Annotated in this window: 14 protein-coding genes and 1 other RNA gene; 10 read left to right on the forward strand and 5 right to left on the reverse strand. The window is 61.6% G+C overall.

The window, feature by feature from the left end:
* Positions 1 to 10 precede the first annotated feature (10 nt).
* The 5 genes from brxC to brxL are packed head-to-tail and all read left to right on the forward strand — an operon-like array spanning position 11 to position 13047.
* Entirely contained in the window at positions 11 to 3451 is a 3441-nt protein-coding gene (gene brxC / locus EHV23_RS01850) for a BREX system P-loop protein BrxC (RefSeq protein WP_125094459.1), read from the forward strand.
* 13 nt (positions 3452 to 3464) lie between these two features.
* Complete coding sequence (locus EHV23_RS01855; RefSeq protein WP_125094460.1) at positions 3465 to 6830, forward strand: Eco57I restriction-modification methylase domain-containing protein; 3366 nt, start codon at positions 3465 to 3467, stop codon at positions 6828 to 6830.
* A complete protein-coding gene (locus tag EHV23_RS01860) occupies positions 6827 to 8659 on the forward strand; it encodes a DUF262 domain-containing protein (protein ID WP_125094461.1) in 1833 nt (610 codons plus the stop codon). The genes EHV23_RS01855 and EHV23_RS01860 overlap by 4 nt, the downstream gene beginning before the upstream one ends.
* Positions 8650 to 10995 carry a BREX-1 system phosphatase PglZ type B gene (gene pglZ, locus EHV23_RS01865; protein ID WP_125094462.1) on the forward strand — a complete coding sequence of 782 codons (2346 nt, stop codon included), beginning with the start codon at positions 8650 to 8652 and terminating at the stop codon, positions 10993 to 10995. Before EHV23_RS01860 ends, pglZ begins: the two co-directional genes overlap by 10 nt.
* A 3-nt stretch (positions 10996 to 10998) precedes the next feature.
* Positions 10999 to 13047: a BREX system Lon protease-like protein BrxL gene (brxL, locus tag EHV23_RS01870; protein WP_125094463.1), complete on the forward strand. Its 2049-nt coding sequence runs from the start codon at positions 10999 to 11001 to the stop codon at positions 13045 to 13047.
* A 285-nt stretch (positions 13048 to 13332) separates the two neighbouring features.
* Here brxL and ssrA read toward each other — a convergent pair.
* Positions 13333 to 13695, reverse strand: a transfer-messenger RNA (tmRNA) gene (gene ssrA, locus EHV23_RS01875).
* An 818-nt stretch (positions 13696 to 14513) separates the two neighbouring features.
* On the opposite strand from ssrA, the gene nirK reads away from it, so the two are divergent.
* The 4 genes from nirK (at position 14514) to EHV23_RS01895 (ending at position 18950) form a co-directional block, all read left to right on the forward strand.
* Entirely contained in the window at positions 14514 to 15683 is a 1170-nt protein-coding gene (gene nirK / locus EHV23_RS01880) for a copper-containing nitrite reductase (RefSeq protein ID WP_125094464.1), read from the forward strand.
* 228 nt (positions 15684 to 15911) lie between these two features.
* Positions 15912 to 16781, forward strand: a complete 870-nt coding sequence (locus EHV23_RS01885; protein WP_238990238.1) for an SCO family protein — start codon at positions 15912 to 15914, stop codon at positions 16779 to 16781.
* A 173-nt stretch (positions 16782 to 16954) separates the two neighbouring features.
* Positions 16955 to 17512: a copper chaperone PCu(A)C gene (locus EHV23_RS01890; RefSeq protein WP_158615790.1), complete on the forward strand. Its 558-nt coding sequence runs from the start codon at positions 16955 to 16957 to the stop codon at positions 17510 to 17512.
* Positions 17513 to 17708: 196 nt separating this feature from the next.
* Entirely contained in the window at positions 17709 to 18950 is a 1242-nt protein-coding gene (locus EHV23_RS01895; protein ID WP_238990239.1) for a YncE family protein, read from the forward strand.
* A 129-nt stretch (positions 18951 to 19079) separates the two neighbouring features.
* Here EHV23_RS01895 and EHV23_RS01900 read toward each other — a convergent pair whose 3' ends face one another.
* From EHV23_RS01900 to ompA, 3 genes are all read right to left on the reverse strand, one after another.
* Positions 19080 to 19754, reverse strand: coding sequence for an HAD family hydrolase (locus tag EHV23_RS01900; RefSeq protein ID WP_125094466.1), 675 nt, complete (start codon positions 19752 to 19754; stop codon positions 19080 to 19082).
* A gap of 169 nt (positions 19755 to 19923) precedes the next feature.
* Complete coding sequence (gene ubiG / locus EHV23_RS01905) at positions 19924 to 20664, reverse strand: bifunctional 2-polyprenyl-6-hydroxyphenol methylase/3-demethylubiquinol 3-O-methyltransferase UbiG (RefSeq protein WP_125094467.1); 741 nt, start codon at positions 20662 to 20664, stop codon at positions 19924 to 19926.
* A gap of 485 nt (positions 20665 to 21149) precedes the next feature.
* A complete protein-coding gene (ompA, locus tag EHV23_RS01910; RefSeq protein WP_125094468.1) occupies positions 21150 to 21812 on the reverse strand; it encodes an outer membrane protein OmpA in 663 nt (220 codons plus the stop codon).
* Positions 21813 to 22568: 756 nt separating this feature from the next.
* On the opposite strand from ompA, the gene gyrA reads away from it, so the two are divergent.
* A complete protein-coding gene (gene gyrA, locus EHV23_RS01915; protein ID WP_125094469.1) occupies positions 22569 to 25280 on the forward strand; it encodes a DNA gyrase subunit A in 2712 nt (903 codons plus the stop codon).
* A gap of 87 nt (positions 25281 to 25367) precedes the next feature.
* Here gyrA and EHV23_RS01920 read toward each other — a convergent pair whose 3' ends face one another.
* Entirely contained in the window at positions 25368 to 25697 is a 330-nt protein-coding gene (locus EHV23_RS01920) for a hypothetical protein (RefSeq protein ID WP_125094470.1), read from the reverse strand.
* Positions 25698 to 25871: the final 174 nt, after the last annotated feature.

The raw sequence follows: 25871 nt of genomic DNA on the forward strand, positions 1-25871 counted from the left end.
GGGGATGCACATGCTCAATCGCGACATCTACCAAAAGGACCCGTCGACCCGCAAGCTGGTCAACGAGGGCGTGGCCAGCGTCAACGACGAAAAAACCAACCAGGCACTGTCCGTCCTGCGGTACGAGCTGGAAACATTCGTCTGCGATGGCCAGTACGAAAAGGGCCTGGAGCACATCCTCGACGTCTACCTGAAGAACATCGAGCAGGCCGAGCAGCCTGCCGTTTGGGTCAGCGGCTTCTATGGCTCGGGCAAATCGCACCTGGTCAAGATGCTGCGGGCCCTCTGGGTCGACAGTGCGTTTGACGACGGCGCCACCGCGCGGGGTATCGCGAACCTGCCACAAGGCGTGAGCGACCAGCTCAAGGAACTCAGCACCCAGGCGAAGCGCCACGGCGGGCTTCATGCGGCGTCTGGCACGCTGGGCTCCAGCTCGCGCGACAAGTCTGTGCGAATGGCCTTGCTGGGCATCCTCTTCAAGTCGGTCGGCCTGCCGGAGCAGTACCCGGTTGCACGCTTTGTCATGTGGCTCCAGCACGAAGGCATCTATGACTCGGTGCGGGGTCATGTTGAGAAGAGCGGCTTCGACTGGAACGAAGAACTCGACAACTTCTACGTGGCCGAGGGTCTGCACGAAGCCCTGGTCAAAGCCAAGCCTAACCTGTTTACGTCGCCAGCGTCTTGCGTCGAGACCCTGAACAACCTGTACCCCTATGTGCAGGACGTCTCCAGTGGCGACATGCTCAAAGCTATTCGCCAGGCGTTGACCCGCGACGGCAAGTTTCCACTCACCTTGGTGGTACTCGACGAGGTACAGCAGTACATCGGCGAGGACAGCCAGCGCTCTATCGACGTGCAGGAAGTGGTCGAGGCCTGCTGCAAGAACATCGGCGCCAAGATGCTCTTCATCGGCACCGGCCAAACCGCGGTCACCGGCACCTCCAACCTCAAGAAACTCGAAGGCCGTTTCACTGTGCGCGTTGAGCTGTCCGACGCCGACGTCGATGCCGTGATCCGTCAGGTCATTCTGGCCAAAAAGCCCGAGGCAAAGGCGCCGGTTGAGCAGGTGATGCAGACCAACTTGGGCGAGATCTCGCGCCACCTGGCCGGCACCACCATCGGCCACCGCGCCGACGACATTCAATTCTTCCCGCAGGACTACCCAATCCTGCCGGTGCGCCGCCGCTTCTGGGAAAACACGCTGCGCGTGCTGGACCAAACCGGTACCGACAGCCAGCTTCGCAACCAGCTCTCGATGATCCACAAGGTCATCCAGACCAATGTGGATGCGCCGGTCGGCAGCGTTGTGCCAGCGGACTACCTTTACTTCGACGCAGCCGACAAGCTGCTGCAGTCGCGCATCCTGCCGCGCAAGGTGCATGAGAAGACCATGGTCTGGGCCAAGGGAACCGATGACCAGCGTCTGATGGCACGGTTCTGCGGCCTGGTCTTCCTCATCAACAAGCTGGCCAGCAGTAACAACGAGATCGGTATCCGCGCCACGGTCGACACGCTGGCTGATCTGCTGGTGGAAGATCTCACACAAGGTTCGAGCGCCTTGCGCAGCAAGCTCCCCGGGTTGCTCGACAAGTGTGAGCTGCTGATGAAGGTGGGTGACGAGTACCGCATCCAGACCGAGGAAAGCGCCGCCTGGAACGACGAGTTCCTCAGCCAGCGCAACAGCCTGGCCAATGAGGCTCACCGCGTGGATGCGGAGCGCGACGATCGCATCCGACGCCGTTTCGGCGAGATGGTGCGCAAACTGTCGTTGACCCAGGGCACCTCGAAGGTCACGCGCGACATCTTCCCTGTATTCGATGCGCAGTTGCCTCCTGACGCCAACGAAAAAGTCTGCGTCTGGGTGCGCGATGGCTGGAGCATCGACGAGAACTCGGTGCGTGCCGATGCTCGCCAGGCGGGCAACCAGTCACCCACCGTGTTCGTGTTCATCCCCAAGCGCTCGGCCGATGACCTGCGCCACTACCTGATCGACTTCAAGGCCGCCAGCGCTACGCTGGACAAACGCGGCGTGCCCAACACCGCCGAGGGCACCGAAGCCCGCTCGGCCATGGAGACCACCAGGCAGACCGCTGAAGGCAAGATCCGCGAACTGCTGCAAGAGGCCTTCTCGGGCGCCCGCGTCTTTCAGGGCGGCGGCAACGAGATCCTGGGCACCGACTTGCAGGAGATGACGTTGGAAGCCGCTACCAACGCTTTGCAGCGGCTCTACCCGCAGTTCCACGTCGCCGATCACGCCGGTTGGCCCAAGGTCTATGAGAAGGCGCAGAAAGGTGCGCCGGACGCCCTCAAGAGCGTGGGCGACGACGGTGAGCCTGCCAAGAACCCGGTTTGCAAGGCCATCCTGGCTTTCATTGCTGGCGGCAAGAAAGGCATCGACATCCGCAAGAACTTCGAAGGCGCCACCTACGGCTGGCCGGGTGACGCGGTGGACGGTGGCATGCAGGTGCTGCTGGTGGCCGGGTTGATCCGCGCTCAGGACGAAAAGGGTCAGACCATCGACCCAAAAGACCTGGAGCGCAAGGTCATCGGCAAGACCATGTTCAAGGTCGAGTCGGCCACCGTTTCGGCAGCCCAGCGCATCCAGATTCGCAAGGTGTTGCAGAAGGTCGGCCTCAGCGCTAAGCAAGGCGAAGAGCTGGCCTACGTGCCGCAGTTTCTGGTCAGCGCGCAAGAACTGGCCAACCGTGCGGGCGGCGATGCCCCTCGCCCAGCACGGCCAGAAACGAAGGGGCTAGAAGAAATCCGCCTCACCGCAGGCAACGAGCAGCTGCTGGCCCTCTACAACCAGCGCGACGAACTCAGCGCCGCTATCGACACATGGACGGATCTGGCAGAGCGCATCGACAAGCGCCTGCCGGCTTGGAACACTCTCAAGCGCCTGCTGGCTCAGGCCAATGGGCTGTCGGGGGCTGAGTTCTTGGTGGCACAGGTCACGCACCTGGAGCAGCAGCGCCAGTTGTTGGAGGAACCTGATCCCGTCACGCCGCTGGTGGCCAGCCTCACTCAGTTGCTGCGTGACGAACTGAACCGCCTGCACACCGATTACCAGACCCGCCACAAGAATGGCATGGCGCGCCTGGACGCCGACACCAACTGGCAGCAGCTGGAGCCTGAGCAGCGCAACAGCCTGCTGGCCGCCCAGAAGCTCACCCTCACCGACGCACCCAAGGTGCAAGTGGCCAACACCGACGAGGTGCTGGCCACAGTGGATCGGCTGTCGCTCTCGTCGTTCGCCGACCGCGTGGCCGCCATTGACTCGCGCTTCGACGCCGTGCTGGTGGCTGCCGCCGAGCTGATGGAACCCAAGGCGCAATTCGTCAAGCTGCCCAGCCGCACCATCAAGTCTGAGGCCGAGATCGACGCCTGGCTGAACGATGCCCGACAAACCATAGCGCAGGCCCTGAAAAACGGCCCGGTCGTTCTTCACTGAGGCCTGAATACGCATGATGCAAGCACTGGATAAAGACCTGCGCAGCGCGCTGGAGAAAACGGTTAAAGCAGCTCGCACGGTTGCTGAAGCTGCTGCGCACGCGGCGGTAGACCAACTGGGCGTTGGCCACGACAAGCCGGAAGCATTTCTGAGCGATGCCGAGAAGGCGCTGCGCAACCGCCTGCGCACTCATGGTAAGCAGCTGGGTGACGCCCGTGACTCGAAGAGCACCAACCCGACTTACGGCAAGCAAGAGGTGCAGCACCTAGTGCAAGAAGTGGCCTACCAGCACTGGCACCGCATGCTGTTCGCCCGCTTCCTGGCCGACAACAACCTGCTGATGTACGACGGCGTGGCCGTCACCATCGAAGAGTGCGATGAACTGGCGCCCGACGAGGGCGCCAAGAGCGGCTGGGAGCTGGCCGGCAAGCTGGCCGCCCGCATGCTGCCGCAGGTGTTCAAACCCGGCTCGCCGGTGTTTGAGCTGACCTTTGCACCCGAACATCAGAGCGAGCTGGAACGCCTGCTGAAGGACCTGCACGATGCCGTGTTCAAAGCCAGCGACAGCCTGGGCTGGGTGTATCAGTTCTGGCAAGCCGACAACAAGGAGCGTATCAACAAGTCCGAGGTGAAAATTGGCGCAGACGAGTTGCCCGCCGTCACCCAGCTCTTCACCGAGCCATACATGGTGGCTTTCTTGCTGCACAACTCGCTCGGCGCATGGTGGGCCACGCGGCATCCGGGCAAACCGTGCCCGGTCAATCTCGACTACTTCCGCACCCTGGAAGACGGTACGCCCGCTGCTGGCAAGTTCGAGGGCTGGCCCAACTCCCTGGCCGACTTCAAGCTGCTCGACCCGTGCTGCGGTTCGGGGCACTTCCTGGTGGCCGCCTTCCTGATGCTGGTGCCGATGCGCATGACAGCGGAGGGCCTGAGTGCCAAAGAGGCGATTAACCGAGTCTTGGCCGAGAACATCCATGGGCTAGAGCTGGACCAGCGCTGCGTGGAAATCGCCGTGTTCGCTGTGGCGCTGGAAGCCTGGCGCTACCCGGACGCATCGGACAAGCCGCTCGGTGTACGGGAGATCCCCGCGCCCAACATCGCCTGCTGTGGGCTAAAAGTGGCGGCCAAGGCGCAGGACTGGGAGGCGCTGGTGCCCGACGAAGCCTCCAACGCCGAGTACGTGCGGCAGGAGTTGCGTCACTTGCATGCCAGCTTTGCCCAAGCGCCCTTGTTGGGTAGCCTGCTTGATCCTTCGCGTAGCCTTAAGAATGACTTGGCGACCTCCAGTTATGAAACGCTGACTGCTTTACTGCGTAAAGCATTGGCAACTGAACGCCACGCAAGCATGCTCAACGAAGACGATGATCGCTGGGAATTGGCATTGAGCGCACAGGGACTGTTGGAGGCTGCAAGGCTACTTGATGTGCGCTACCACTTGGTAATCACAAATGTTCCATACAAAAACTTGAATGAATTGTGTAAAGAATTGCGCGATTTCTGCACAAGATCATATCCAGACGTAAAGGGTGACTTAGCCAATGTATTCCTCGAACGCTGTATAGAGTTAACCAAGCCGTCTTGTTCTGTCCAAGTGGTGATGCCTCAAAATTGGCTTTTCCTTACGAGCTACAAGAGGCAACGCGCAAACTTACTCCAAAAACATACCTGGAACCTTCTTGCGCGATTAGGTCCTGGAGCATTCGAAACAATTTCCGGTGAGGTAGTCAAGGCAATACTTCTGACGCTTGCCAGATCAACGCCACCAGCAGACTCTAATTTTTCGAGTCTTGATACGTCTCTGGAGTCAAATGCGTCGTTGAAAGCCGTCGAATTGAAGAATCAAGCATTGAGGCTTCACTCACAACGTAAGCAAATGAGCCACCCTGACCACAGGGTTGTTCTCGACAAATTGGCAGAGCACAAATTATTACTGAATTACGCCGAATCGTTTGTTGGACTTCAAAACGGAGACACGCCAAGGTATCTATTTTCCTTCTGGGAAATGAATGATGGATGCAGGATTAGTTCGTCTTGGGCATTTTTCCAAATGCCATGTGAAGATGTGTGCTTGTATCAAGGGCGCCATGGACTACTGCGATGGGAAAATGGCGAAGGCAGTTTGCATGAGTCACATCAAGCAAGGATACAGGGCTCTGATGCATGGAACAAAGAGGGGGTTTTGGTACGGCTGACTAAACCGTGCCCAAGCGCAATTTATTCAGGGGATCTGTATGACCAAAGTAGTGCCGCAATTATTCCAAAGGATACGTCTCATTTACCGGCGATCTTTCTTTTCTGCCAGTCTACGGATTTTTTTGAAGAATTAGAAAAAATCGACCAGAAGAGAAATGTCACCAATGCAACCTTTGTAAAAGTGCCGTTTGATTTAGATTTCTGGTCTAGAGAAGCAGCAGAGAAATATCCAATGGGGTTGCCGAAACCTTATTCAGACGACCCAACTCAGTGGATTTTTCATGGCCACCCACAGCCCGCTACTGATTCTCTACAAGTCGCTGTTGCTCGCCTAGTCGGCTACACCTGGCCAGCCGAATCTGATGACGATATGGAGTTCTCTGATGAGGCGCGTCGATGGGTCGCGCGCAGTAAGGTTCTGGCCCCGCATGCCGACAAAGACGGCATCGTCTGCATTCCGCCAGTAGGCCGCGAAGCATCAGCCAGCGACCGTCTGCTGAATCTGCTGGCGGACGCCTACGGTGCAGATTGGAGCAACGACGTCCTTGCACAACTACTAACGGCCGCCGATCACGCCGGCAAATCGCTGGAAACCTGGCTGCGCGACAAGTTCTTCACCCAGCACTGTGCGTTGTTCGGCAATCGCCCGTTTGTGTGGCACATCTGGGACGGCTTGTCCGATGGCTTTGCCGCCTTGGTCAACTATCACAAGCTCGACTACAAGGCGCTGGAAGCCCTGATTTACACCTATCTGGGGGATTGGATCAGCCGCCAAAAGCGCGATGCCGACAACGGCGTAGATGGCGCGCAGGAAAAGCTCGCCGCTGCTGAGACCTTGAAGAAGCGCCTTGAGCTGATTTTGGTGGGCGAGGCCCCCTACGACATCTTTGTGCGCTGGAAGCCCATCGAGCAGCAGCCCACTGGCTGGAACCCCGATCTCAACGATGGTGTGCGCCTCAACATCCGCCCCTTCCTCTCTGTTCCTGATGTCGGAAAAAAAGGTGCCGGTGTTCTGAGAGACAAGCCAAAGAGTCTGCATTGGGAGAAGGATCGCGGTAGCGATGTGCCCTCGGCGCCTTGGTATGAGCTGGGCCTGCAGTACGGCGGCAAGGTGGGCGACCGGATCAATGACCACCACTTGAGCTTGGCCGATAAGCGCAAGGCGCGGGAGAAGGCCAAATGATCAAGTCGGTCAACAACTACCCGGTCTCGCAGCTCTTCGACATCGAGGCAGGTGTCGTCTATGCAATCCCGTGTTACCAGCGTGAGTACACCTGGAGCAAGGCACAGTGGGAATCCCTATTCGATGACGTCGAAGAGAACGACCCTGGGTACTTTCTGGGTTCGATCATCTGCATCAACCAGACCACTGACACCCTGGCGGTGCAGCGGCTGGAGGTGGTGGACGGGCAACAGCGGCTGACGACGCTGTCGCTACTCTTCGCGGCGCTGTACCAGTCGCTGAAGCTGCACGAGAAAGACCTGGATGACGATCAGCGCGTGGAGCTGATCAACCTCAAGCGCAAGCTGGTGCTGAAAAAGGGCGACGACCAATTGCGCGTCATTCCGCAGATTCAGAACAACAACCAGAATGACTACCGTGCCGTCCTGTCCGACGTGGGCGTGATCAGCCCATTCGATACGCCAGCCTACGCGGGCAACCGCAAGATCTTCCGTGCGTTCCGCTACTTCCAGGCGCGCATCGAAGAGATGGTGGACGGCGAGAACGATCGCCTGGCGTCGATCATGGCCTTTCTCGACAAGGTGAGCCAGGCCTGCCTGGTGAAGATCGAGGTGGCCAGTCACGCGGATGCCTACACGTTGTTCGAGTCGCTCAACAACCGGGGCATGCCGCTCACTGCGATCGATCTAATAAAGAACAAGCTGCTGGCCCGGCTAGAAACCACCGAGCCTGGCAAGGTGGACCACTACTTCGACGTGTGGAACAAGCTACTGGGCTATCTAGGCGACGACTCCAGCGTCCAGGAGCGCTTCTTCCGGCACTATTACAACGCATTCAAGGAACCACTGAACGTGCCGTTCCGCAAGGACGAGGACAAGAAGAAGGACCCGCTGGGCCCGGTGGCCACAAGGTCCAACCTGATCCAGATCTACGAAAAGCTGATCAACCAGGACGCCAAGCACCACCTGCAGGCCATCCGTTCCGCTGGTCAGCTGTATGCGCTGATGCTGGCCCGGAATACGGACGAGGCCTGGACTCCGCTGGACAAGCCGCTGAGGGACCTGGACCGCATTCAGGGTGCCCCGTCTTACCTATTGATGCTGTACCTGCTGGTGCGTCGTGAGGCGCTGGGCATCGACGTGGCGCAGCTGGAAGACATCGCGCGGCTGCTGGTCTGCTTCTTCGTTCGACGCAACCTCACCGATACGCCGCCCACCCGTGACCTGACGCGCCTGTTCATGGCCACCATCGACAAGGTGGCAGAGCTTTCGGGTGACGCCGTGGTGACGACGATTCGCGACGAGCTGCTGGCGGTGTCGGCCAGCGACGAGACTTTCCGCAGCAAGCTGGAAGGCGCCATCTACGAGGAGAACGCCGGGGTCACCCGGTTTGTGCTGTGCGCCTTGGCCGAGCAGAGCATGACCAAGGAGACCTGGGTTGATCTGTGGAAGTACGAGGGCAAGCTCTTCGTGTGGACCATCGAGCACATCTTCCTGCAGGGCGACAACATTCCCGCGTCTTGGGTGACGATGATCTCAGACGGAGACGAGAAGAAAGCCAAAGCCATTCAGGAAACGCATGTCCACAAGCTGGGCAACCTGACGGTCTCCGGCTTCAACAGCGCGCTGGGTAACAAGAGCTTCAAGGACAAGCGCGACCGCACCGACAGCAAGGGCCGTGAGGTCGGCTACAAGAACAGACTCAAGCTGAACGCCGAATTGGCGACGGCCGAGGCATGGAGCGTCGAGCAGATCGAAGCGCGGACCACGACGCAGGTGGATCAGGTGATGGGGCTCTTCGCCATGACGGAGGGCCAGCTATGCGCGTGATCGAACATCTTGTCAAGACCCTGCGCGACTCGGCGATCTTCAACCCCGAGGTTCAAGTCGCGCCCTCGTGCATCCTGTGGCCCGACAAGGACCGCCAGTGGGAGGCGGTGATCCCGCGTCTGCAAAGCGAGTTGGCGGAACTCTTGGTGCTGGGCGAGTATGCGCCCGAGAGCCGTACGGGACCGGCCATCTGGCTGCGCTGCGTGATTGCGGGCAAGGCGCCCGATGTCACTTTGCCAGCCGACCGCGTGCCGGTGTTCTACCTGCCCGGCGTAAGCCGCCAGGACCTGCGGGCCATCGAAGACTGCCCGGAGCTCTTGAAGCCCTTGGCCGAGCTGCAGTACCGGGGCGTGATCTGGTCGCAGGCGAACGCCAAGGACTGGACCATCATGGCCTTCCTGAAGTCCGACCAAGGCGGCATGGGTTTGGATGTGGCCCAGGACAACGACGCCAAGAACGCCATGCAACTGGCGCTGTACCGGCTGCTGGATGAAGAGCTTGAACTGCTGAAGGGCAAGCGGTTGGACAAGGACTACTTCAACACCCTGCTGACCGGCGGCGACCCGGTGCGCGACCTGCTGCGGTGGCTGGATCTGGGCGACGCGTTCCAGGCCACGCGCGGCGCCAACGAGTGGAAGGCCTTTGTGGAGGTTTGCAAGTCACAGCTGGCGTTCAACCCCCAGGCTGATGGCGTACTGGCCGGTGCCAGCAAATTGGCGACGCGCGAGGGGCCCTGGCATTCAGTGTGGGAGCGGTACAGCGAAGCACCGAAGCGCTACCCCAACATCCCGAGCCGAATCCGCCAGTGCAAGCCGCCCGACCTGGGCATCTTCGACACGCCTGCCGAAAAGCTTAGCGGCTGGCCGCAATGGAATGACGAGCAGGAGAAGGCGCTGCAGCATGATTTGCTGGCCTTGAGCCATATGCCTGCGCACGAAGCCAGGAAACGGGTGCTGGAACTTGAGAAGGCCCATGCGCTGCGCCGTGAGCTGGTGTGGGCTGAGTTAGGTGAGTCGCCGCTGGCGCTGGCCGCCAAGCACCTGACAGTGGTTGCGGAAGTAAGCAAGACGGCGTTGGCGGCCGGCTCGGTTGCGGACTTACAGGCCATGTACGCCACGCAGGGCTGGCGCGCCGACGATGCGGTGCTGTCAGCGCTGGCGTGCGTCGACAAGGCAGCCGACGTTGACGCGGTGACGGCCGCTGTTCGGGCGATCTATTTACCCTGGCTGGAGGAGTCTGCGCGCTACCTGCAAAAGTTGGTTGATGGATCGAGCTACCCCGGAGGAACGATCGCCAGCGCCAAGGCCTTCGCCGCCTCCAAGGGCGAGTGCGTGCTGTTTGTGGATGGCCTGCGTTTTGATGCGGCTCGCCGTCTCTCAGCGGTCCTGGAGACACGCGGTTGCCAAGTGGCGGAAGCCATGAGCTGGACGGCGCTGCCCAGCGTGACCGCGACCGGCAAGGCAGCTGCTTCGCCAGTGCGGACCAAGATCAGCGGTGCCGACGACTGCGATGACTTCGAACCTTGCGTCGCCGCAACGGGCCAGTCCCTCAAGGGTGGTTACCATCTGAAAAAACTACTGAATGACAACCACTGGAAAGTGCTGGACCGTACCGAGAACGGCAATGGCCAGGGTAACGCGTGGTGCGAATTTGGCGACATCGATAGCGAGGGTCATGCGCGCGGTTGGAAGCTTGCCAAGCACATCGACCCGCTTCTTGCCGAGATTGCAGAACGCATTGGCGCCTTGTTGGCTGCCGGTTGGAACAGCGTCAGGGTGGTGACCGACCATGGCTGGCTACTCATGCCGGGTAAGTTACCCACGATTCAGATGTCCAAGGACCTCACCGACAACAAGTGGGGCCGCTGTGCTGCCATCAAGCCAGGAGCCTCAACCAGTGAGCGCTTGTACCCCTGGTTCTGGAACCCGAACCAGCAGTTTGCTTTGGCTGACGGTGTGAGCTGCTATGGCAAATCGGTGGACTACAACCACGGTGGGTTGAGCCTGCAAGAGTGCCTGGTTCTGGATCTGGTGGTGACCAGAACCGGGGGCATGCCGGGCAAACAGGTGGCCGAGTTCATCGACATTACTTGGAAGGGCTTGCGCTGCACGGTGGCAGTGGATGGCCAGTATGCGAATTTGTCCCTGGATATTCGTACCCAGGCTGGCGATCCGGCATCCAGTGTGGTTGTGAGCGTGAAACCGCTCAAGGACAACGGCACCGCATCTGTGGTTGTTGAAAACGAAGAACTGCAAGGCCACGCGGCGTTTCTGGTTTTGCTCAGCCCATCGGGCGAGCTGGTGGCCGAAGCAAGCACCGTGATCGGCGGAGAATGATGAATGATTGAACTTGATCAGATAGATAAAAAGGCCGCCTCGGTGCTAGACGGGTATCTGGTCCGGAAAGACCTGGTCCGCACCTTCAGTCGGCAGTTTCCGGTACCTACCTATGTGGTCGAGTTCATGCTTGGGCGCTATTGCGCCAGTACTGATCAGGAGGAGATCGACGAAGGGCTGGAGATCGTTCAACGCCAGCTCAAGTCCCGCACGGTGCGTGCCGGCGAGGAAGAACTTTTCAAGGCCAAGGCGCTTGAAACAGGTGAGGTGAAAATCATCGACCTCGTGACGGCGCGCGTGGACAACAAGGGCGAGTACGTGGCCAGCCTGCCGAGCTTGCGCCTGACGGATGTGCGCATTAGCAGCGAACTCGTCAACCAACACGAACGCATGCTGACGGGTGGCTTCTATGCCGAGCTGGGCGTGACGTTCGATGTGGCGATCGCGCAGGAAGCCAAAGGGCGGCCGTTTGGGATTACCTCGCTTCGGGAGATTCAGCTATCGAAGCGCGACGTTCTGGAGACGCTGTCCAAGGCACGCGCCGAATTTACGACTGAGGAGTGGAAGTCGTTTCTGCTGCGGTCTATTGGAATTGAACCAACGGGGCTGAGCGAACGACAGAAGAACGCGCTGCTTCTGCGGATGGTGCCTTTTGTAGAGCGCAACTACAACCTGGTGGAGCTTGGGCCACGTGGTACGGGCAAGAGCCATCTGTTCCAGCAGGTTTCGCCCTACGCCCACCTGATTTCGGGCGGCAAGGCCACAGTGGCCAAGATGTTCGTGGAGAACACGGCCCGTGGTCGTCGTGGCCTAGTGTGCCAGTACGACGTCGTGTGCTTCGATGAAGTGTCGGGCATTTCCTTCGATCAGAAGGACGGCGTGAACATCATGAAGGGTTACATGGAGTCCGGCGAGTTCAGCCGGGGCAAGGAGAGCATTCGAGCGGACGGCAGCATCGTCCTGGTCGGCAACTTCGACGTCGACGTGGAACATCAGCAGCGCGTGGGGCACTTGTTTGGCCCCATGCCGCCAGAGATGCGCGACGATACCGCTTTCATGGACCGCATCCACGCGTTTCTGCCGGGTTGGGACGTACCCAAAATCAATAAGGACTTGGTCACCAATCATTTCGGCCTAGTCAGCGACTTCCTGTCCGAATGCTGGAGCCAGCTTCGGAACCAGAGTCGGGTGAGCGAGTTGCAGAACCGAGTCTTCTTTGGCGGAGCCCTGTCTGGCCGAGACACGAATGCGGTCAACAAGACGGTCAGCGGCCTGCTAAAGCTGTTGTACCCGAGCTCTGACACCCCGGTTCCGGACGAAGACATGGAATGGGCCGTTCGCATCGCCATGGAGGTTCGGCGCCGAGTCAAAGAGCAGCAGAAGCGTGTGGGCGCTGCCGAGTTTCGGAACACGCACTTCAGCTACATCATGGGCGCCGACGGCGTGGAGAAGTTTGTGTCGACGCCTGAGCTGCAAAGCGACAACAGCATTGGCGGCGACCCGCTGGAGCCAGGTCAGGTGTGGACCATCAGCCCGGGTGGCGGCGAAGAAAACTCGGGCCTCTACCGCATCGAGGTCAATGAAGGCCCAGGCTCCGGTGTGAAGGTACTCAACAAGCCAATTCCACCCGCATTCCGCGAGAGCATCGGCTTCGCCGAGCAGAACCTATACGCCAGGTCCATGCAATTGGTGGGTGACAAAGACCCTCGGCAGCATGAATTCACCGTACAGCTTCGGGCGTTTGACGCGGCGAAGTCAGGTGCCAAGCTTGGTGTGGCCTCTTTGGTCGCCCTATGCACGTCACTGTTGAAGCGAAGCGTGCGTGGTGGCTTGATCATCGTCGGCGAGATCAACCTCGGGGGCTCGATCGAACCGGTCCACAACGCGGTCACGATTGCCGAGATCGCCGTTGAGAAAGGTGCGACGTCGCTGCTGATGCCGGTGGCGTGTCGGCGCCAGTTGGTTGACTTGTCCGACGACATGGCGACCAAGATCGACATCCAGTTTTACTCCGACGCCCGCGATGCGTTGTTGAAGGCAATGGTCGAATGAGTGAGTCGACACAGGGAAGCGATAGCTTATTGGTGCTTTTGGGGCCCTCGGCCTGCCTTGTCCTGATACGATCCGATCACGATAGATATAAAGGTTCCGATACACGCGAGCTGGGATACGCGACTCACCAAGTTGCGCGATGGGCGCGCTGGGTGTACACCAAGGCAGAAGGGTCACGTCGGTGTACGAAGCTGCGTTCCGCGGAATTTTCCAACAAAATGTAAGAATATGGACGATCAGTCAAGAAAAAAGCCCGACCGGGATAAGCGATCGGGCTTGGGATGCTGGTGGAGCCGGCGGGAATCGAACCCGCGTCCGAAAGTCTTCTGCAACCAGTTCTACGTGTGTAGTGACGCCTTTAGGATCTCGTTGCCGTTACGCCGACGCACGGGCTCAACCAGCAACCAGCCACCTGGGTTTTAGGCTCTGACGAGGTGGCCCCGCCAGAGACGATTCGGTAAAAATGACACTGCTGCCCCTTGCGGGGCCCGGGCTACCGACAACCCGGTGCAGCGGCTAGGCCTCAAGCGGCCAGTGCGAAACGCTCGTCGTTGGCGTTTATTTGGTTTTCCGGTGGATTAACGAGGTGACGGACCCTCGACACGCCCTGAGCCGCTTCACTACCCCCGTCGAAACCAGGTCGGCCCCAAGAACGTCCATTGTACCTGCCCTGTCAAGAGGGGGGCAGCGGAAGGGCTGTGGGTTGCACGGGGGGCAGGTTTCGGGCGACGGATGGGCAGGTGAGGGTGGTAGTGCACGCAGGCGAGGGGCTGGCAAAGAAGGATCTGCGCCAGCCCACGGCTGTGGAAAGAGGGGTGATATGCCCCCCGGATCATGGATGACTGGGCGCTGCGATCTTCCGGGTCTGGCCGGCCAAAGCCCCGGTCGGCCAAAGCCCCGGTTGTCTGGGACACGAACATGGTAATGGGGAGCGGAGGATGTGTCAGGCGCAGGCTACGGTGATGGCGGTGATGGCGGTGATGGCGGTGATGGCGCCAGAGATGCCCGATTTTGCTGACTCACTGGTCATATTATGGATTTTCTGATGGCATGTCAGTTGGTGCAGATAACCGACAGATCCGTGTGCGTGTCGGCCAGGTCTTTACAGGAACCACAAATGCGCCCTGCTGCTCGCATATCCGGTTATTCACATATTAATTTCACAGATTCGTTTGTTCATATATGAATGTTCGCGGAGGCTCCTCTGTGGTCCTCCCTGTTGTTTTGTGCGGTTGCAGCATGGCCGCCACGGGCGCCGTGGCAGCGAAAAATAGCGTGGTTTTCCTGACAACGACGCTCGGGATTTGATGCAAATCAATGTTTCACTATAGGGGTATGTGAAATTGATGGATGTCAAATATTTCGGATTTTCATTCCGATAGATTGGCTGCAGATGGTTTCGGCCGGGGTGGCCCCGGTCACGGTGTTCACTACAACCCGCTTCATTCCTTAGAGAGGTTTCACCCATGTTTGCTTCTGCGATGCGCAAGGCACTTCTCTGCTCCGCCATCAGTGCTTGCTTCATTGGCACCTCCGCCATGGCTGAAGGGCAGATCGTTTCCGAGACTGGTGGCCTGCCTGGTTACGATGTTGTCAAGGCGCCGGCCAGCATTGCCAAGCTGCCGCGTGTGAAACAAAAGCTGGTTTCGCCCCCGTTCGTGCCCGAGCACACCCTGACGCCGCCGAAGTCCCCGCGGATCGTCGAAGTCGAGATGTTCATCGAAGAGAAGGAAATCGAGGTCGAGCCCGGTGTGTTCATGTGGGCCTTCACCTTCAACGGCCACGTCCCCGGCCCGATGATCATCGTGCACGAGGGTGACTACGTCGAGCTGACGCTGAAGAACCTGGCCAAGAACGAGCTGGTGCACAACATCGACTTCCATGCCTCCACGGGCGCGCTGGGTGCTGGCGAGCTGACCCACGTCCAGCCTGGTCAGGAGGTGAAGGTGCGCTGGAAGGCCACCAAGCCGGGCACCTTCGTGTATCACTGCGCCCCGGGCGGCCCGATGATTCCCTGGCACGTGGTGCACGGCATGAACGGTGCCATCACGGTGCTGCCGAAAGAGGGCCTGCACGACAAGAACGGCAAGAAACTGCACTACGACCGTGCCTACTACATCGGCGAGCAGGACTTCTATCTGCCCCGGGATGAGAAAGGCGAGTTCAAGCGCTACAGCAGCCCGGCCGAGTCGATGGCCGACGACCGCGAGGTCATGGACAAGCTGATCCCGTCGCACATCGTGTTCGGCGAGCGCAAGGGTGCCTACACGGGCGAGAACGCGCTGACGGCCAAGGTTGGCGAGACGGTGATGATCTACCACTCGCAGGCCAACCGCTTCTCGTATCCCCACCTGATCGGTGGTCACGGCGACTACGTCTGGGAGCGCGGCAATCTGGCCGACACCCCGGCGCAGAACCTGGAAACCTGGGCCATCGCCGCCGGTTCGACGGGCGCTGCCATGTACACCTTCAAGCAGCCCGGCGTGTATGTGTACCTGAACCACAACCTGATCGAGGCGGTGGACCTGGGTGCGCTGGCCCAGATCAAGGTGGACGGCAAGTGGCACAACGACCTGATGGAACAGGTCGAGCCGCCGCATGACTCCCCCGAGCCCAAGGCTGCAGACAAGAAGTAAACGTCTGTGAGCACAGGGGAGCCGGAGGGGCCGCAAGCATTTCGGCCCCCCGGGCATGGAGGCCCACGGGTCGGCCGGCAGGCCGGTCGACCGGCGGCCGCCAGCGTCCGCATGGCCATGATTGGCCCGGATGTTCGATAGGGTATGAGCCATCAATGGGCCGAAGGCAGTATGCTGTCATCGGCCCTTCTGTTTTTTCAGGGCGTGGATTTCTGGAGGAGCTTTGTCATGTTGAAACGATGGATGGTGGCTGCCGGGCTGGGCATGATGCTGACGGCGGGTACGGGTATGGCGTTCGGGCAGGGGCCGCTTCAAGTGGCTGCCGCAGAGGCTGGTGCAACCCAGGCGAAGGATGCCGAGCCACAGGGCACGATGATTGCGCCGAAGCAGCCCGTGATGGGCCGGCGTATCACGTTCGATCTGGAAGACGAGAAGGGCAAGGTCACGCAAGACAGCTTCAGGGACAAATACCTGCTGCTGGCAGTCGGGTATTCGTCCTGTCCGGACATCTGTCCGACCACGCTGTTCGAGTACGGCGAGGTGATGAAGGCGCTGAAGAATCCGGACGCGATCGTGCCGGTGTTCGTGACGATCGACCCGGTGAACGACGACGCCAAGCGTCTGAACAGCTATGTCCACTTCTTCGACGAGCGGATCGTGGGGTTGGCGGGCAGCGCGCAGAACATCCGCGCCCTGGCCGACCAGCTGGGTGCTACCTATGGCTACCGGCTGGATGGCAAGAAGCTCGACAAGCCCGAGAAGGGCGTGCCGTATTCGGTCTACCACAGTGCACTGATCTACCTGATCTCGCCGGACCGCCGGCTGGTGGATGTGTACGACTACCAGCTTGGGCCGGAGGCCCTGACGCAGGCGCTGGACGAGGTGCTGGGCGAGCCGGCGAAGGCCGGAGGTGACGCTGCTGGCGGCATGAAGCATGACGGCAACATGAAGGATGAAGGTGGCATGAAACACGACGGCAGCATGAAACACGGCGGTGGCATGCAGGACGGGATGAAGCATGAGGGTGACATGAAACACGGGGATGCCTCTGGTGACGGCAAGCCGGCTCCGGCCGCCGCGTCTGGCGAAGCAGCCTGACAAGGGCAGACGACTGGTCGTCGTGCCCGGCTATTTAACGTTGTGTCGCGTTTTCCGGTATGCTGGCGGAGTTGCGAGAGGCTTTGTGTTCGCAACCCGAGGTTGTGGTGGGAGCGGCTGGCCGATGTGTATGCAGGGCTGTTCCCGTTTGTTTCCCCTGGAGGAGTTTTCCCATGAAAAAAACCATGATGTTTTCCGTTGCTGCCCTGCTGGCTGCTCCGGCGGTGCTGTTTTCGGGTTCTGCGGCCGCTGCCGAGGCTGCTTCGCACACCACGCTGAAAAATTGCGTGATTCAGGAAGTGGTACCGGGCAAGGACATGACGGGGGCCTATGTGACCTTCGTGCACACGGGCGCGCCGGTCAACCTGAAGGGTGCCGAGGTGCCGGACATCAGTCAGCGCGTCGAGCTGCACAACATGGTGATGAACAACGGCGTGATGGAAATGGGTCCGCTGAAGGATCTGACCCTGAACGATGGCGAGCGCGTCTTCAAGAAGGGTGGTGACCATGTGATGCTGTTCGACGTGAAGCAGAAGCCGGCCATTGGCAGCAAGCACACGCTGACGGTGTTCTTCGACGACGGTAGCCAGGCCAGCTGTGATGCGGTGGTGAAGTCGGTGAAGGATGTGATGAAGGATGCCGGCATGTCCGGGCATGGACATCATGGCAAGCATGGCCATCACAAGGGTGGCCACCACAAGGACGGCCACAAGGGCGAAGGGAAGCACTGATCGCCCGGTTTCGTGATGCCGGTACGTCCGGCCGTGCCCTGTTCCGGTGATGTTCCGGTTCTGGCGGCCGGCTTGCCGGACTGATACGGGGCCGTTCTTTCTCCGGGTAGAATCCGGACCAGCATGTTCTGGCCATTGCCCCGGCATGCCCTGATGTGCGGGTGTGCTGGGGCCATCGTTTTTCTGAGGGGGTCACATGAAACGAAGGCAGTTCATTCAGGCGGGTGCCGGTGCTTCACTGGCCATGATGATGGCAGAGGTGATGGGGGAGTCCCGGGAGAAGGGGGCCGAGCTGCCGCCCTGGGCGTCGGCACGCATGTCGAAGTCGTCGGAGGGGCTTTATTCGCCGACACGCCATGTGTTTGCGGCGGACCGCTTCAGCAATTTCATCAGTGTGACTGACATCGTGAGCGGGGCTCACGTGACAACGCTGGATTTCGGCATTCGTCCGCATGTGATGGAGATGTCGCGCGATTCTTCGATGATGGCGGTGGGCTCGCCCGAGTCGAAGTGGATGTACTTCATGGATCTGCGCACGCTCAAACGCCAGCGTGTGGATCTGCCCTCGCCGCTGTTCCAGATGTTCTTCGTGCCGCAGAGCACACTGGTGGCCGTGGCCCTGCGCGACCAGGTGGGGATGATCGACTACAGCGATTTTTCGGTGCGCATCTTCCCGCGCCGTTTCGATTCCGACCAGCGGCAGGCGCTGCTCAACACCTATTATTCGCTGCTGTTCAGCTCGTTTTCGAAGTCGTTCTGGGTGCTGGACGAGGACAGACCCTTCATCTATCACAAGGATGGTGACAGCAAGTCGGACGATGACTGGCGCACCATCGACCTGTCGAAGCACATCGGCAGTGGTTCCGGGCTGGGCATCGGCGTGGCCAGTACGGAAGACGATCTGCTGGCCATCACCACCGACGATGGTTCGGAGGGGCTGGTCTATTTTCCGCAGCAGGACCGGATACTGAGTACGGGGCCGATGCGTACGGTGGGCACGACGAACGAGCCGATGATCATGCCCTACATCGATGCGTACACGCAGCACGTGATCTTTGCGGATGTGCAGGGCAATGTGGCGCTGTTCGACCTGAAGAAGGGCGACGAGAAGCCGCAGCGCTTCACGGTGGACTTTTCGCCGCGCTTCATCCGCACGGGCTGGCTGGAAAGCACATGGATTCTGGCGGGCGACAAGGGCATCATGTTCCAGTCGTTCGACGATCCGTCCGACCGGCGGATCGACCGCTTCCGGCCGGAGATCATGAGCGTCTGGGTGACGGGCGACAGCAAGACGGCGCTGTATTCGCTGGACGAATGGGCGCCGCAGATCTTCCGTTACGACATCCGCACGCGCAGGAAGCTCAAGCCCATCCGGGTGCGCGGCGTGACCATGCCGGCCATGCTGCGGATGGGCAGCAACAACAGTATCTGCTACTGAGTGTGTTCAGGGCCTGCCATCGCAGGCCCGGGCGGGGACTGGCTGGTTCCTGCTGGCGGCCGGCCGGTGTGACAGCTCTGTATGGGCTGGTCATGGCTGGCTGTTCGGGGGCGGTGCCCAGGTAGGGGTTCAGGCCAGGCCCTGCAGCAGGGCATGGAAGTCGGCCACCGAGCTGACGAGGTGGTCGGCCCCCCAGTTGGCGGCTTCGGCGGGGTTGCAGTAGCCGTAGGCGGCGGCAATGGTGGTCATGCCCACGGCCCGGCCAGCCAGGATGTCCCGCTGGTCGTCGCCGATGTAGATGCACTGCTTGCCCGTCAGGCCGGTTTCCTTCAGGGCGCGCTGCATGAGGTCGGGGGCCGGTTTGGGCCGGGGGGCCGAGTCGCCTCCGAAGGCGAGTACGGCGCGATGGCTGAGGTCCAGCCGGTCCATCAGGCTGTGGACCAGATATTCGAGCTTGTTCGAGATGACACCCCAGCGGATCTGCCGGGCCTCCAGCCAGGCCAGCAGGTCGGTCATGCCGGGAAAGAGCCGGGTGTGGGAGGCAATGCTTTTCTCGTAGCGGGTGAGGAACTCGGTGCGCAGGGCAGGGTAGTCGGGGTCGTCGGTGGTGGCGCCCAGGCCGATGTGCAGCAGGCCCCGCGAGCCGGCAGAGGCAAAGGGGCGGTACTCTTCGAGCGGCAGCGGCTTGAGGCCGCGGGCCTCGCGCATGGCATTGACGGGAGCGGCCAGGTCGTCGGCGGTGTCGGCAAGCGTCCCGTCGAGGTCGAAGAAGACGGCGGCGGGCAGGGTTTTGAGCTGTGGCATGAGGTACTGCAGGGAGGAGGAAACGGAAGACACAGGGGCTGCCGGCTGGCGGCAACCGTGAAGCGTGGTCGCTGCCGGACAGTGCAGGGCCAGGGCCTGTCACATGCGATGCGGGGGCGCCGGGCAGGGCGGACCCTTGTGGGGGGATTGCCGGGAGGCTGGGGCGCAATCAGGCCGGTTTGCGGAACGAGGCCATGTAGTTGACGGCCACGTCGCTGGGCGTGAGGCTGTACTGCTGGGTGATGGGGTTGTACACCAGCCCCATGAATGCCTGCAGTTCCAGGCCGGCCTGTCGGGCCATGCGGGCCATTTCGGCGGGGCGGATGAACTTGTTGAAGTCGTGGGTGCCCCGGGGCAGCATCTTGAGGATGTATTCGGCGCCGGCAATGGCAAACAGCCACGATTTGGGGTTGCGGTTGAGGGTGGACAGCAGCACGGTGCCGCCCGGTCTGGCCAGCTGGCTGCAGGCGCGGATGACGGAGGCCGGGTCGGGGACGTGTTCGAGCATTTCCATGCACACCACGACATCGAAGTGGTCAGGCTGACGGGCCGCCAGGTCTTCGACGGCAATTTTTTCGTACTGGGCCGGAACGCCGCTTTCGAGGGCGTGCAGCCGCGCCACCTGCAGGGACTTGTCGGCCAGGTCCACGCCCAGGGTGCTGGCCGGGCCGCTGCTGGCCAGGGCCTCGGTGAGGATGCCGCCGCCGCAGCCCACGTCCACGACGTTCAGGCCCGTGAGGCTGCCGCCGGCCTGTTCGATGATCCAGCCCAGCCGCAGCGGGTTGATGTCGTGCAGGGGCTTGAATTCGCTGTTGGGGTCCCACCAGCGCGAGGCGAGAACCTGGAACTTGTCCAGTTCGGCCTGGTCGACGTTGGTGCGGCTGGCCGGGGCGGGGGACAGGGCTGTCATGGCAGTGGTGTCGTGATGGAGTGTGGGCGGCGTCAGGGTGCGCGCCTGGCCCGTGGTTGCGGGGCAGGGGCGCAGGCCATGGCGGCCGGCCTGAACGGAGGGGCGCAGCCGGGTGACTGCAGCAGTTGTGGGTATTTTACGCCGGGTGCTGGCGTGGGCTGTGTGTGCCGCGTACAGATCATCCTCCCGGGGGCTGGGGGCTTGCATCGGTGTGCGGGAGGGCTGCCGACCGGGGAGGCATGGTACGGCCGCGCGACGGCTGGAGGCGGTGTGGTCGGGGCAGTGCAGCCAGGCGTGTGGTGCAACCGGCACTGGTTGCAGCCGGTGTGTGATGCAGCTGGTGTGTGATGCAGCTGGTGTGTGGTATGGCCGGTGTGTGGTATGGCCGGAGGAATGGGGCAGGCAACAAAAAAGCCACCACGGTGTTACCCATGATGGCTTCTTTCCCACCAGGAGCCCGCCGGAGCGGGCTCTGCGGATGTGGCTTACTGCATGACCTGCCGGCTGCCGACCACTTCGATTTCCACGCGACGGTTTTTCGCGCGGCCATCCTTGGTCTTGTTGCTGGCGATCGGCTGGGCTTCGCCCTTGCCTTCGGTGTAGACCCGGTTGGCTTCGACGCCCTTGCTGACCAGATAGGCCTTGACCGCTTCTGCACGGCGAACCGACAGACGCTGGTTGTAGGCATCATTACCGACGCTGTCGGTGTGGCCAACGGCAACGATCACTTCCAGGGCAACGCCGTCGAGCTGGCCGACGATGTCATCCAGTTTCTGTTTGCCCTCATCCTTCAGGACAGCCTTGTCGAAGCCGAAGAAGGTATCGGCTGCGAAGGAGACTTTTTCACTGGTGGGTTGAGGTGCTGCCGGGGGAGGCGGCGGGGGAGGCGGCGGCGGCGGGGGAGGCGGCGGAGGCGCCTTCGGCACCAGGTCCGGATCACATTCGACGATGGCCTGCGAAGCCTTGAAGCCCCTGTCGTGGTAGCACGTGTTGAACTTGTTGGTTACCACACCACCGTCACGCGAGGTGACGTAGCCAGTATCGTTCTGATCGGCTGTGATGTCAGGGCCCTTCCCCCCGCTGCCTGTAGCGCAGGCGGCGAGCAGCGCTGTCGCAGCCAATGCGCCAAGCTTGACCGATTTTTTCATGTTTCTCCTCTCGGTGAGACGACTCTCAGCTGAAAAACCAGCACCTTGACAAGGACGGTCTCTGGCATGGCCGGATTGTGACCCTGTGCAAAATGCAGTGAGCTTGCGTAAACCCGTCTGCCGGCATGAAACCCGCAGCTGGTGCAATGAGGAATACGCTTGACTCATTGTGCCATAGCAGCCTGTGGCACCGTATGGGCTTTGGCGTGTTCCGCGACGCTGGTGGCCGGAATTGTCGCTTGAGCGCAACATATCGGGCACCGAGTGTTGGCTTTGTGGCGCGCCGGGGGTGTTGAAGGGCTGGTGGCTCTGCCGGGCAGGTGAACGGAAGCGCCTGACGGGGAGGGGAGCGGGGAACGCGAGAGGGGGTACGGGAGGAATGGCGGGAGAGAGATGACGAGAGAAAGATGAAGGGATGGGACAACCGGGCGAGGGATGACGGGCGGATTCCGTGGCCGCCAGGGAGCGGGCGCAATGGGTGATGCCGGGCGAAACCGCTGGATGGGGCCTGGGCAGGGAGTGGTGTGGGTTTCTTGCCGATGGTGGCGCGGGCTTCAGGGTGCCCGGCGGAGTGCGGGACCGGATGGTCTAAAATCAGGGATTCTCTATTGATGGCCGGGGCGTGTCGCCCGGGTTTTTTGTGGGCGCGGGGTCGTGCGCCCCTGGCGGGTGGTGCGCTCTGGTGCAGGCGTTGCAGGTCTGCGGCGGTGCACGTGCCGGCAGGGGGGATGGAACCGGCCGACGTTCTGGGATTCCATGGATCAGGATCAGGATCAATTCGCCAAAGAGACGGTACCGATCAGTCTCGAGCAGGAGATGAAGCGCTCCTTCCTCGATTACGCGATGAGCGTGATCGTGGGGCGGGCACTGCCGGATGTGCGTGACGGCTTGAAGCCCGTGCACCGCCGGGTGCTCTACGCCATGCACGAGCTGAACAACGTCTGGAACCGTCCCTATCTGAAGTCGGCCCGCGTGGTGGGCGATGTGATGGGTAAGTATCACCCGCACGGCGACTCCGCGATCTACGACACGGTGGTGCGAATGGCGCAGGATTTCTCGCTGCGCTATACGCTGGTCGATGGCCAGGGCAACTTCGGTTCGGTGGACGGCGACCCGCCGGCGGCCATGCGTTACACCGAGATCCGCCTGCGCAAGATTGCCGGCGAGATGGTGGCCGACATCGACAAGGACACGGTGGACTACGGGCCGAACTACGATGGCTCCACCACCGAGCCGCTGGTGCTGCCGGCCCGGATTCCCAATCTGCTGATCAACGGCAGTACCGGCATTGCGGTGGCGATGGCCACCAACATTCCGCCGCACAATCTGCACGAAGTGGTGGCGGCCTGCCTGCTGCTGCTCGAGAACCCGGACGCGTCGATCGATGAGCTGATCGAGAAGATCCCGGCGCCGGACTTTCCCACCGGAGCGCTGATCTATGGCGTGGCCGGGGTGCGCGAGGGCTATCGTACCGGCCGTGGCCGGGTGGTGATGCGCGCCCGCACGCACTTCGAGGACATGGACAAGGCGGGCAACCGCCAGGCGATCATCGTCGACGAGATCCCCTATCAGGTCAACAAGGCGGTGCTGCAGCAGAAGATCGCCGAGCTGGTCAACGAGAAGAAGATCGAGGGCATTTCCGACATCCGCGACGAGTCCGACAAGCAGGGCATGCGGGTGGTGATCGAACTCAAGCGCGGCGAGAACGCCGAGGTGGTGCTGAACAACCTGTTCAAGCTGACGCAGCTGCAGGACAGTTTCGGCATCAACATGGTGGCGCTGGTCGATGGCCAGCCGCGGCTGCTGAACCTGAAGCAGGTGCTGGAGGCCTTCCTGGCGCACCGGCGCGAGGTGGTGACGCGGCGTACCGTGTACGAGCTGAACCGGGCGCGCGAGCGGGGTCACATTCTGGAAGGTCTGGCGGTGGCCGTGGTGAACGTGGACGAGATGATCGAGCTGATCAAGACCTCGCCCACGCCGCCGGTGGCCAAGGAACGGCTGCTGGCCCGTACCTGGGCGGCCGGTATTGCGGCCGAGATGGTCGAGCGCGCGGCCGGCGATGCCTCGGCGCTGCGGCCGGCCGGCATCATGCCGCCCAATGCGGGGCTGCAGCCCGACGGGTCGTACCAGCTGTCGGAGGTGCAGGCGGGCGAGATTCTGCAGATGCGCCTGCAGCGGCTGACCGGGTTGGAGCAGGAAAAGATCGTCAGCGAGTACCGCGAGGTGGTGGACCGCATTCTGGACCTGCTGGACATTCTGGCCAAGCCGGCGCGCATCACGGCCATCATCCGCGACGAGCTGGTGGCGGTGGAAACCGAGTTCGGCGGCCCTGACAAGGATCCGCGCCGCTCGCAGATCGAGCTGAATGCCAGCGAGATCGACGTGGAAGACCTGATCACGCCGCAGGACATGGTGGTGACGCTGTCCAATTCCGGCTACATCAAGTCGCAGCCGCTGTCCGAGTACCGGGCGCAGCGCCGCGGTGGCCGGGGCAAGCAGGCGGCCAGCACGAAGGACGACGACTGGGTCGACCAGCTGTTCATTGCCAACACGCACGACACCATTCTGTGCTTCTCCGACCGGGGCCGGGTGTACTGGCTGAAGGTGTGGGAGGTGCCGCAGGGGTCGCGGGCTTCACGTGGCCGGCCGATCGTCAACATGTTCCCGCTGGCCGACAACGAGAAGATCACGGTGGTGCTGCCGGTCAGGACCTTCGACGACGACCACTTCGTGTTCATGGCCACCAGCCTGGGGACGGTGAAGAAGACGGCGCTGTCCGACTTCTCCAACCCGCGCAAGGCAGGCATCATCGCGGTGGATCTGGACGAGGGCGACTACCTGATCGGTGCGGCCGTGACGCACGGCAGTCACGATGTGATGCTGTTCTCCGACGCTGGCAAGGCGGTGCGCTTCCTGGAGACGGACGTGCGGGCGATGGGCCGCACGGCCCGTGGCGTGCGTGGCATGGCGCTGGAAGACGGCCAGAAGGTGATTGCGATGCTGGTGGCCGATGTGGCCGACGGCGAGCACCGCTCGGTGCTGACGGCCACCGAGAATGGCTATGGCAAGCGCACGCCGCTGATCGAGCACACGCGTCATGGCCGTGGCACGAAGGGCATGATTGCCATCCAGGCGTCCGAGCGCAACGGCAAGATGGTGGCCGCCATTCTGGTGGAGAAGGGTGACGAGATCATGCTGATCACCACCGGCGGGGTGCTGGTGCGCACGCGGGTGGATGAAATCCGCGAGATGGGCCGTGCCACCCAGGGCGTGACGCTGATCGGCGTGGAAGACGACGATACGCTGTCGCGCGTGCAGCGCGTGGTGGGCTCCGATTCTCCCGAAATGCTCGCGGCAGTGGGCGAGGCCGTGGCAGGCGATGAGCCGGCCGCGGCGGATGACGCCACGGGTGCAGATGCCGACGGGGGCGCTTCGCCCGATGACGGTGGGGAGGCTGCCGACGACTGACCGGCCGGCAAAAACACATGGCCCGCTCCCTGTGGACACGGGGGCGGGCCATGCGGGTGCCTGCGGCAGCAGGCGTGATTCAGGGGGTCAGAGGACCGGCGGCTCGTTGCGGCGCTTGACCAGCACGCAGATCATCAGCAGCACGCCCACGAGGCCATAGGCGACCGAGGGCATGGCACCTTCGTCGGCTGCCACGGCAGCGGGCGAGGAGGCAGCGTCCGTGGGGCTGGTTACCTGTGCGAGGCGGATGTTGCCGTCGTCGAGGGCCGGGCGATGCCCGGTCAGGCCGGGCTGGGTGGCTGCGGTGAGTTCGTGGGTCCGGATGGCTTCAGTAGGGGCCCCATCGTGGGCCAGAACGGCCTGACTGAAAGCCAGCAAACCGGCGAAGACGGCAGTGACAGGCAGTGTGTTTTTCATGACGGTCCGGGAAGGGTTCCAATCATTTTCTTCCCGTCCGCCGAAAAAGGGTATGAATAACTGCACGTGATGTCGCGCTTGTTACAGTTCAGTTAAGGATCGCGGCAGAAAGGGTGCAGTGGTGAGCGGAATGTGGCGTATTTGCATCAGGCGCGCGTCGCATGATGGCGGGTG

The sequence above is a fragment of the Lautropia dentalis genome (assembly GCF_003892345.1).
In the GTDB taxonomy this organism is placed as follows: Bacteria; Pseudomonadota; Gammaproteobacteria; order Burkholderiales; family Burkholderiaceae_E; genus Lautropia; species Lautropia dentalis.

What these genes read in the sequence shown, in the direction of transcription:
- EHV23_RS01900 (WP_125094466.1), bottom strand. Translation starts at nt 19,754, where the DNA reads ATGCCACAGCTCAAAACCCTGCCCGCCGCCGTCTTCTTCGACCTCGAC.
- EHV23_RS01885 (WP_238990238.1), top strand. Translation starts at nt 15,912, where the DNA reads ATGTTGAAACGATGGATGGTGGCTGCCGGGCTGGGCATGATGCTGACG.
- brxC (WP_125094459.1), top strand. Translation starts at nt 11, where the DNA reads ATGCTCAATCGCGACATCTACCAAAAGGACCCGTCGACCCGCAAGCTG.
- EHV23_RS01895 (WP_238990239.1), top strand. Translation starts at nt 17,709, where the DNA reads ATGAAACGAAGGCAGTTCATTCAGGCGGGTGCCGGTGCTTCACTGGCC.
- EHV23_RS01890 (WP_158615790.1), top strand. Translation starts at nt 16,955, where the DNA reads ATGAAAAAAACCATGATGTTTTCCGTTGCTGCCCTGCTGGCTGCTCCG.
- ubiG (WP_125094467.1), bottom strand. Translation starts at nt 20,664, where the DNA reads ATGACAGCCCTGTCCCCCGCCCCGGCCAGCCGCACCAACGTCGACCAG.
- EHV23_RS01920 (WP_125094470.1), bottom strand. Translation starts at nt 25,697, where the DNA reads ATGAAAAACACACTGCCTGTCACTGCCGTCTTCGCCGGTTTGCTGGCT.
- ompA (WP_125094468.1), bottom strand. Translation starts at nt 21,812, where the DNA reads ATGAAAAAATCGGTCAAGCTTGGCGCATTGGCTGCGACAGCGCTGCTC.
- EHV23_RS01855 (WP_125094460.1), top strand. Translation starts at nt 3,465, where the DNA reads ATGATGCAAGCACTGGATAAAGACCTGCGCAGCGCGCTGGAGAAAACG.
- nirK (WP_125094464.1), top strand. Translation starts at nt 14,514, where the DNA reads ATGTTTGCTTCTGCGATGCGCAAGGCACTTCTCTGCTCCGCCATCAGT.
- gyrA (WP_125094469.1), top strand. Translation starts at nt 22,569, where the DNA reads ATGGATCAGGATCAGGATCAATTCGCCAAAGAGACGGTACCGATCAGT.
- pglZ (WP_125094462.1), top strand. Translation starts at nt 8,650, where the DNA reads ATGCGCGTGATCGAACATCTTGTCAAGACCCTGCGCGACTCGGCGATC.
- EHV23_RS01860 (WP_125094461.1), top strand. Translation starts at nt 6,827, where the DNA reads ATGATCAAGTCGGTCAACAACTACCCGGTCTCGCAGCTCTTCGACATC.
- brxL (WP_125094463.1), top strand. Translation starts at nt 10,999, where the DNA reads ATGATTGAACTTGATCAGATAGATAAAAAGGCCGCCTCGGTGCTAGAC.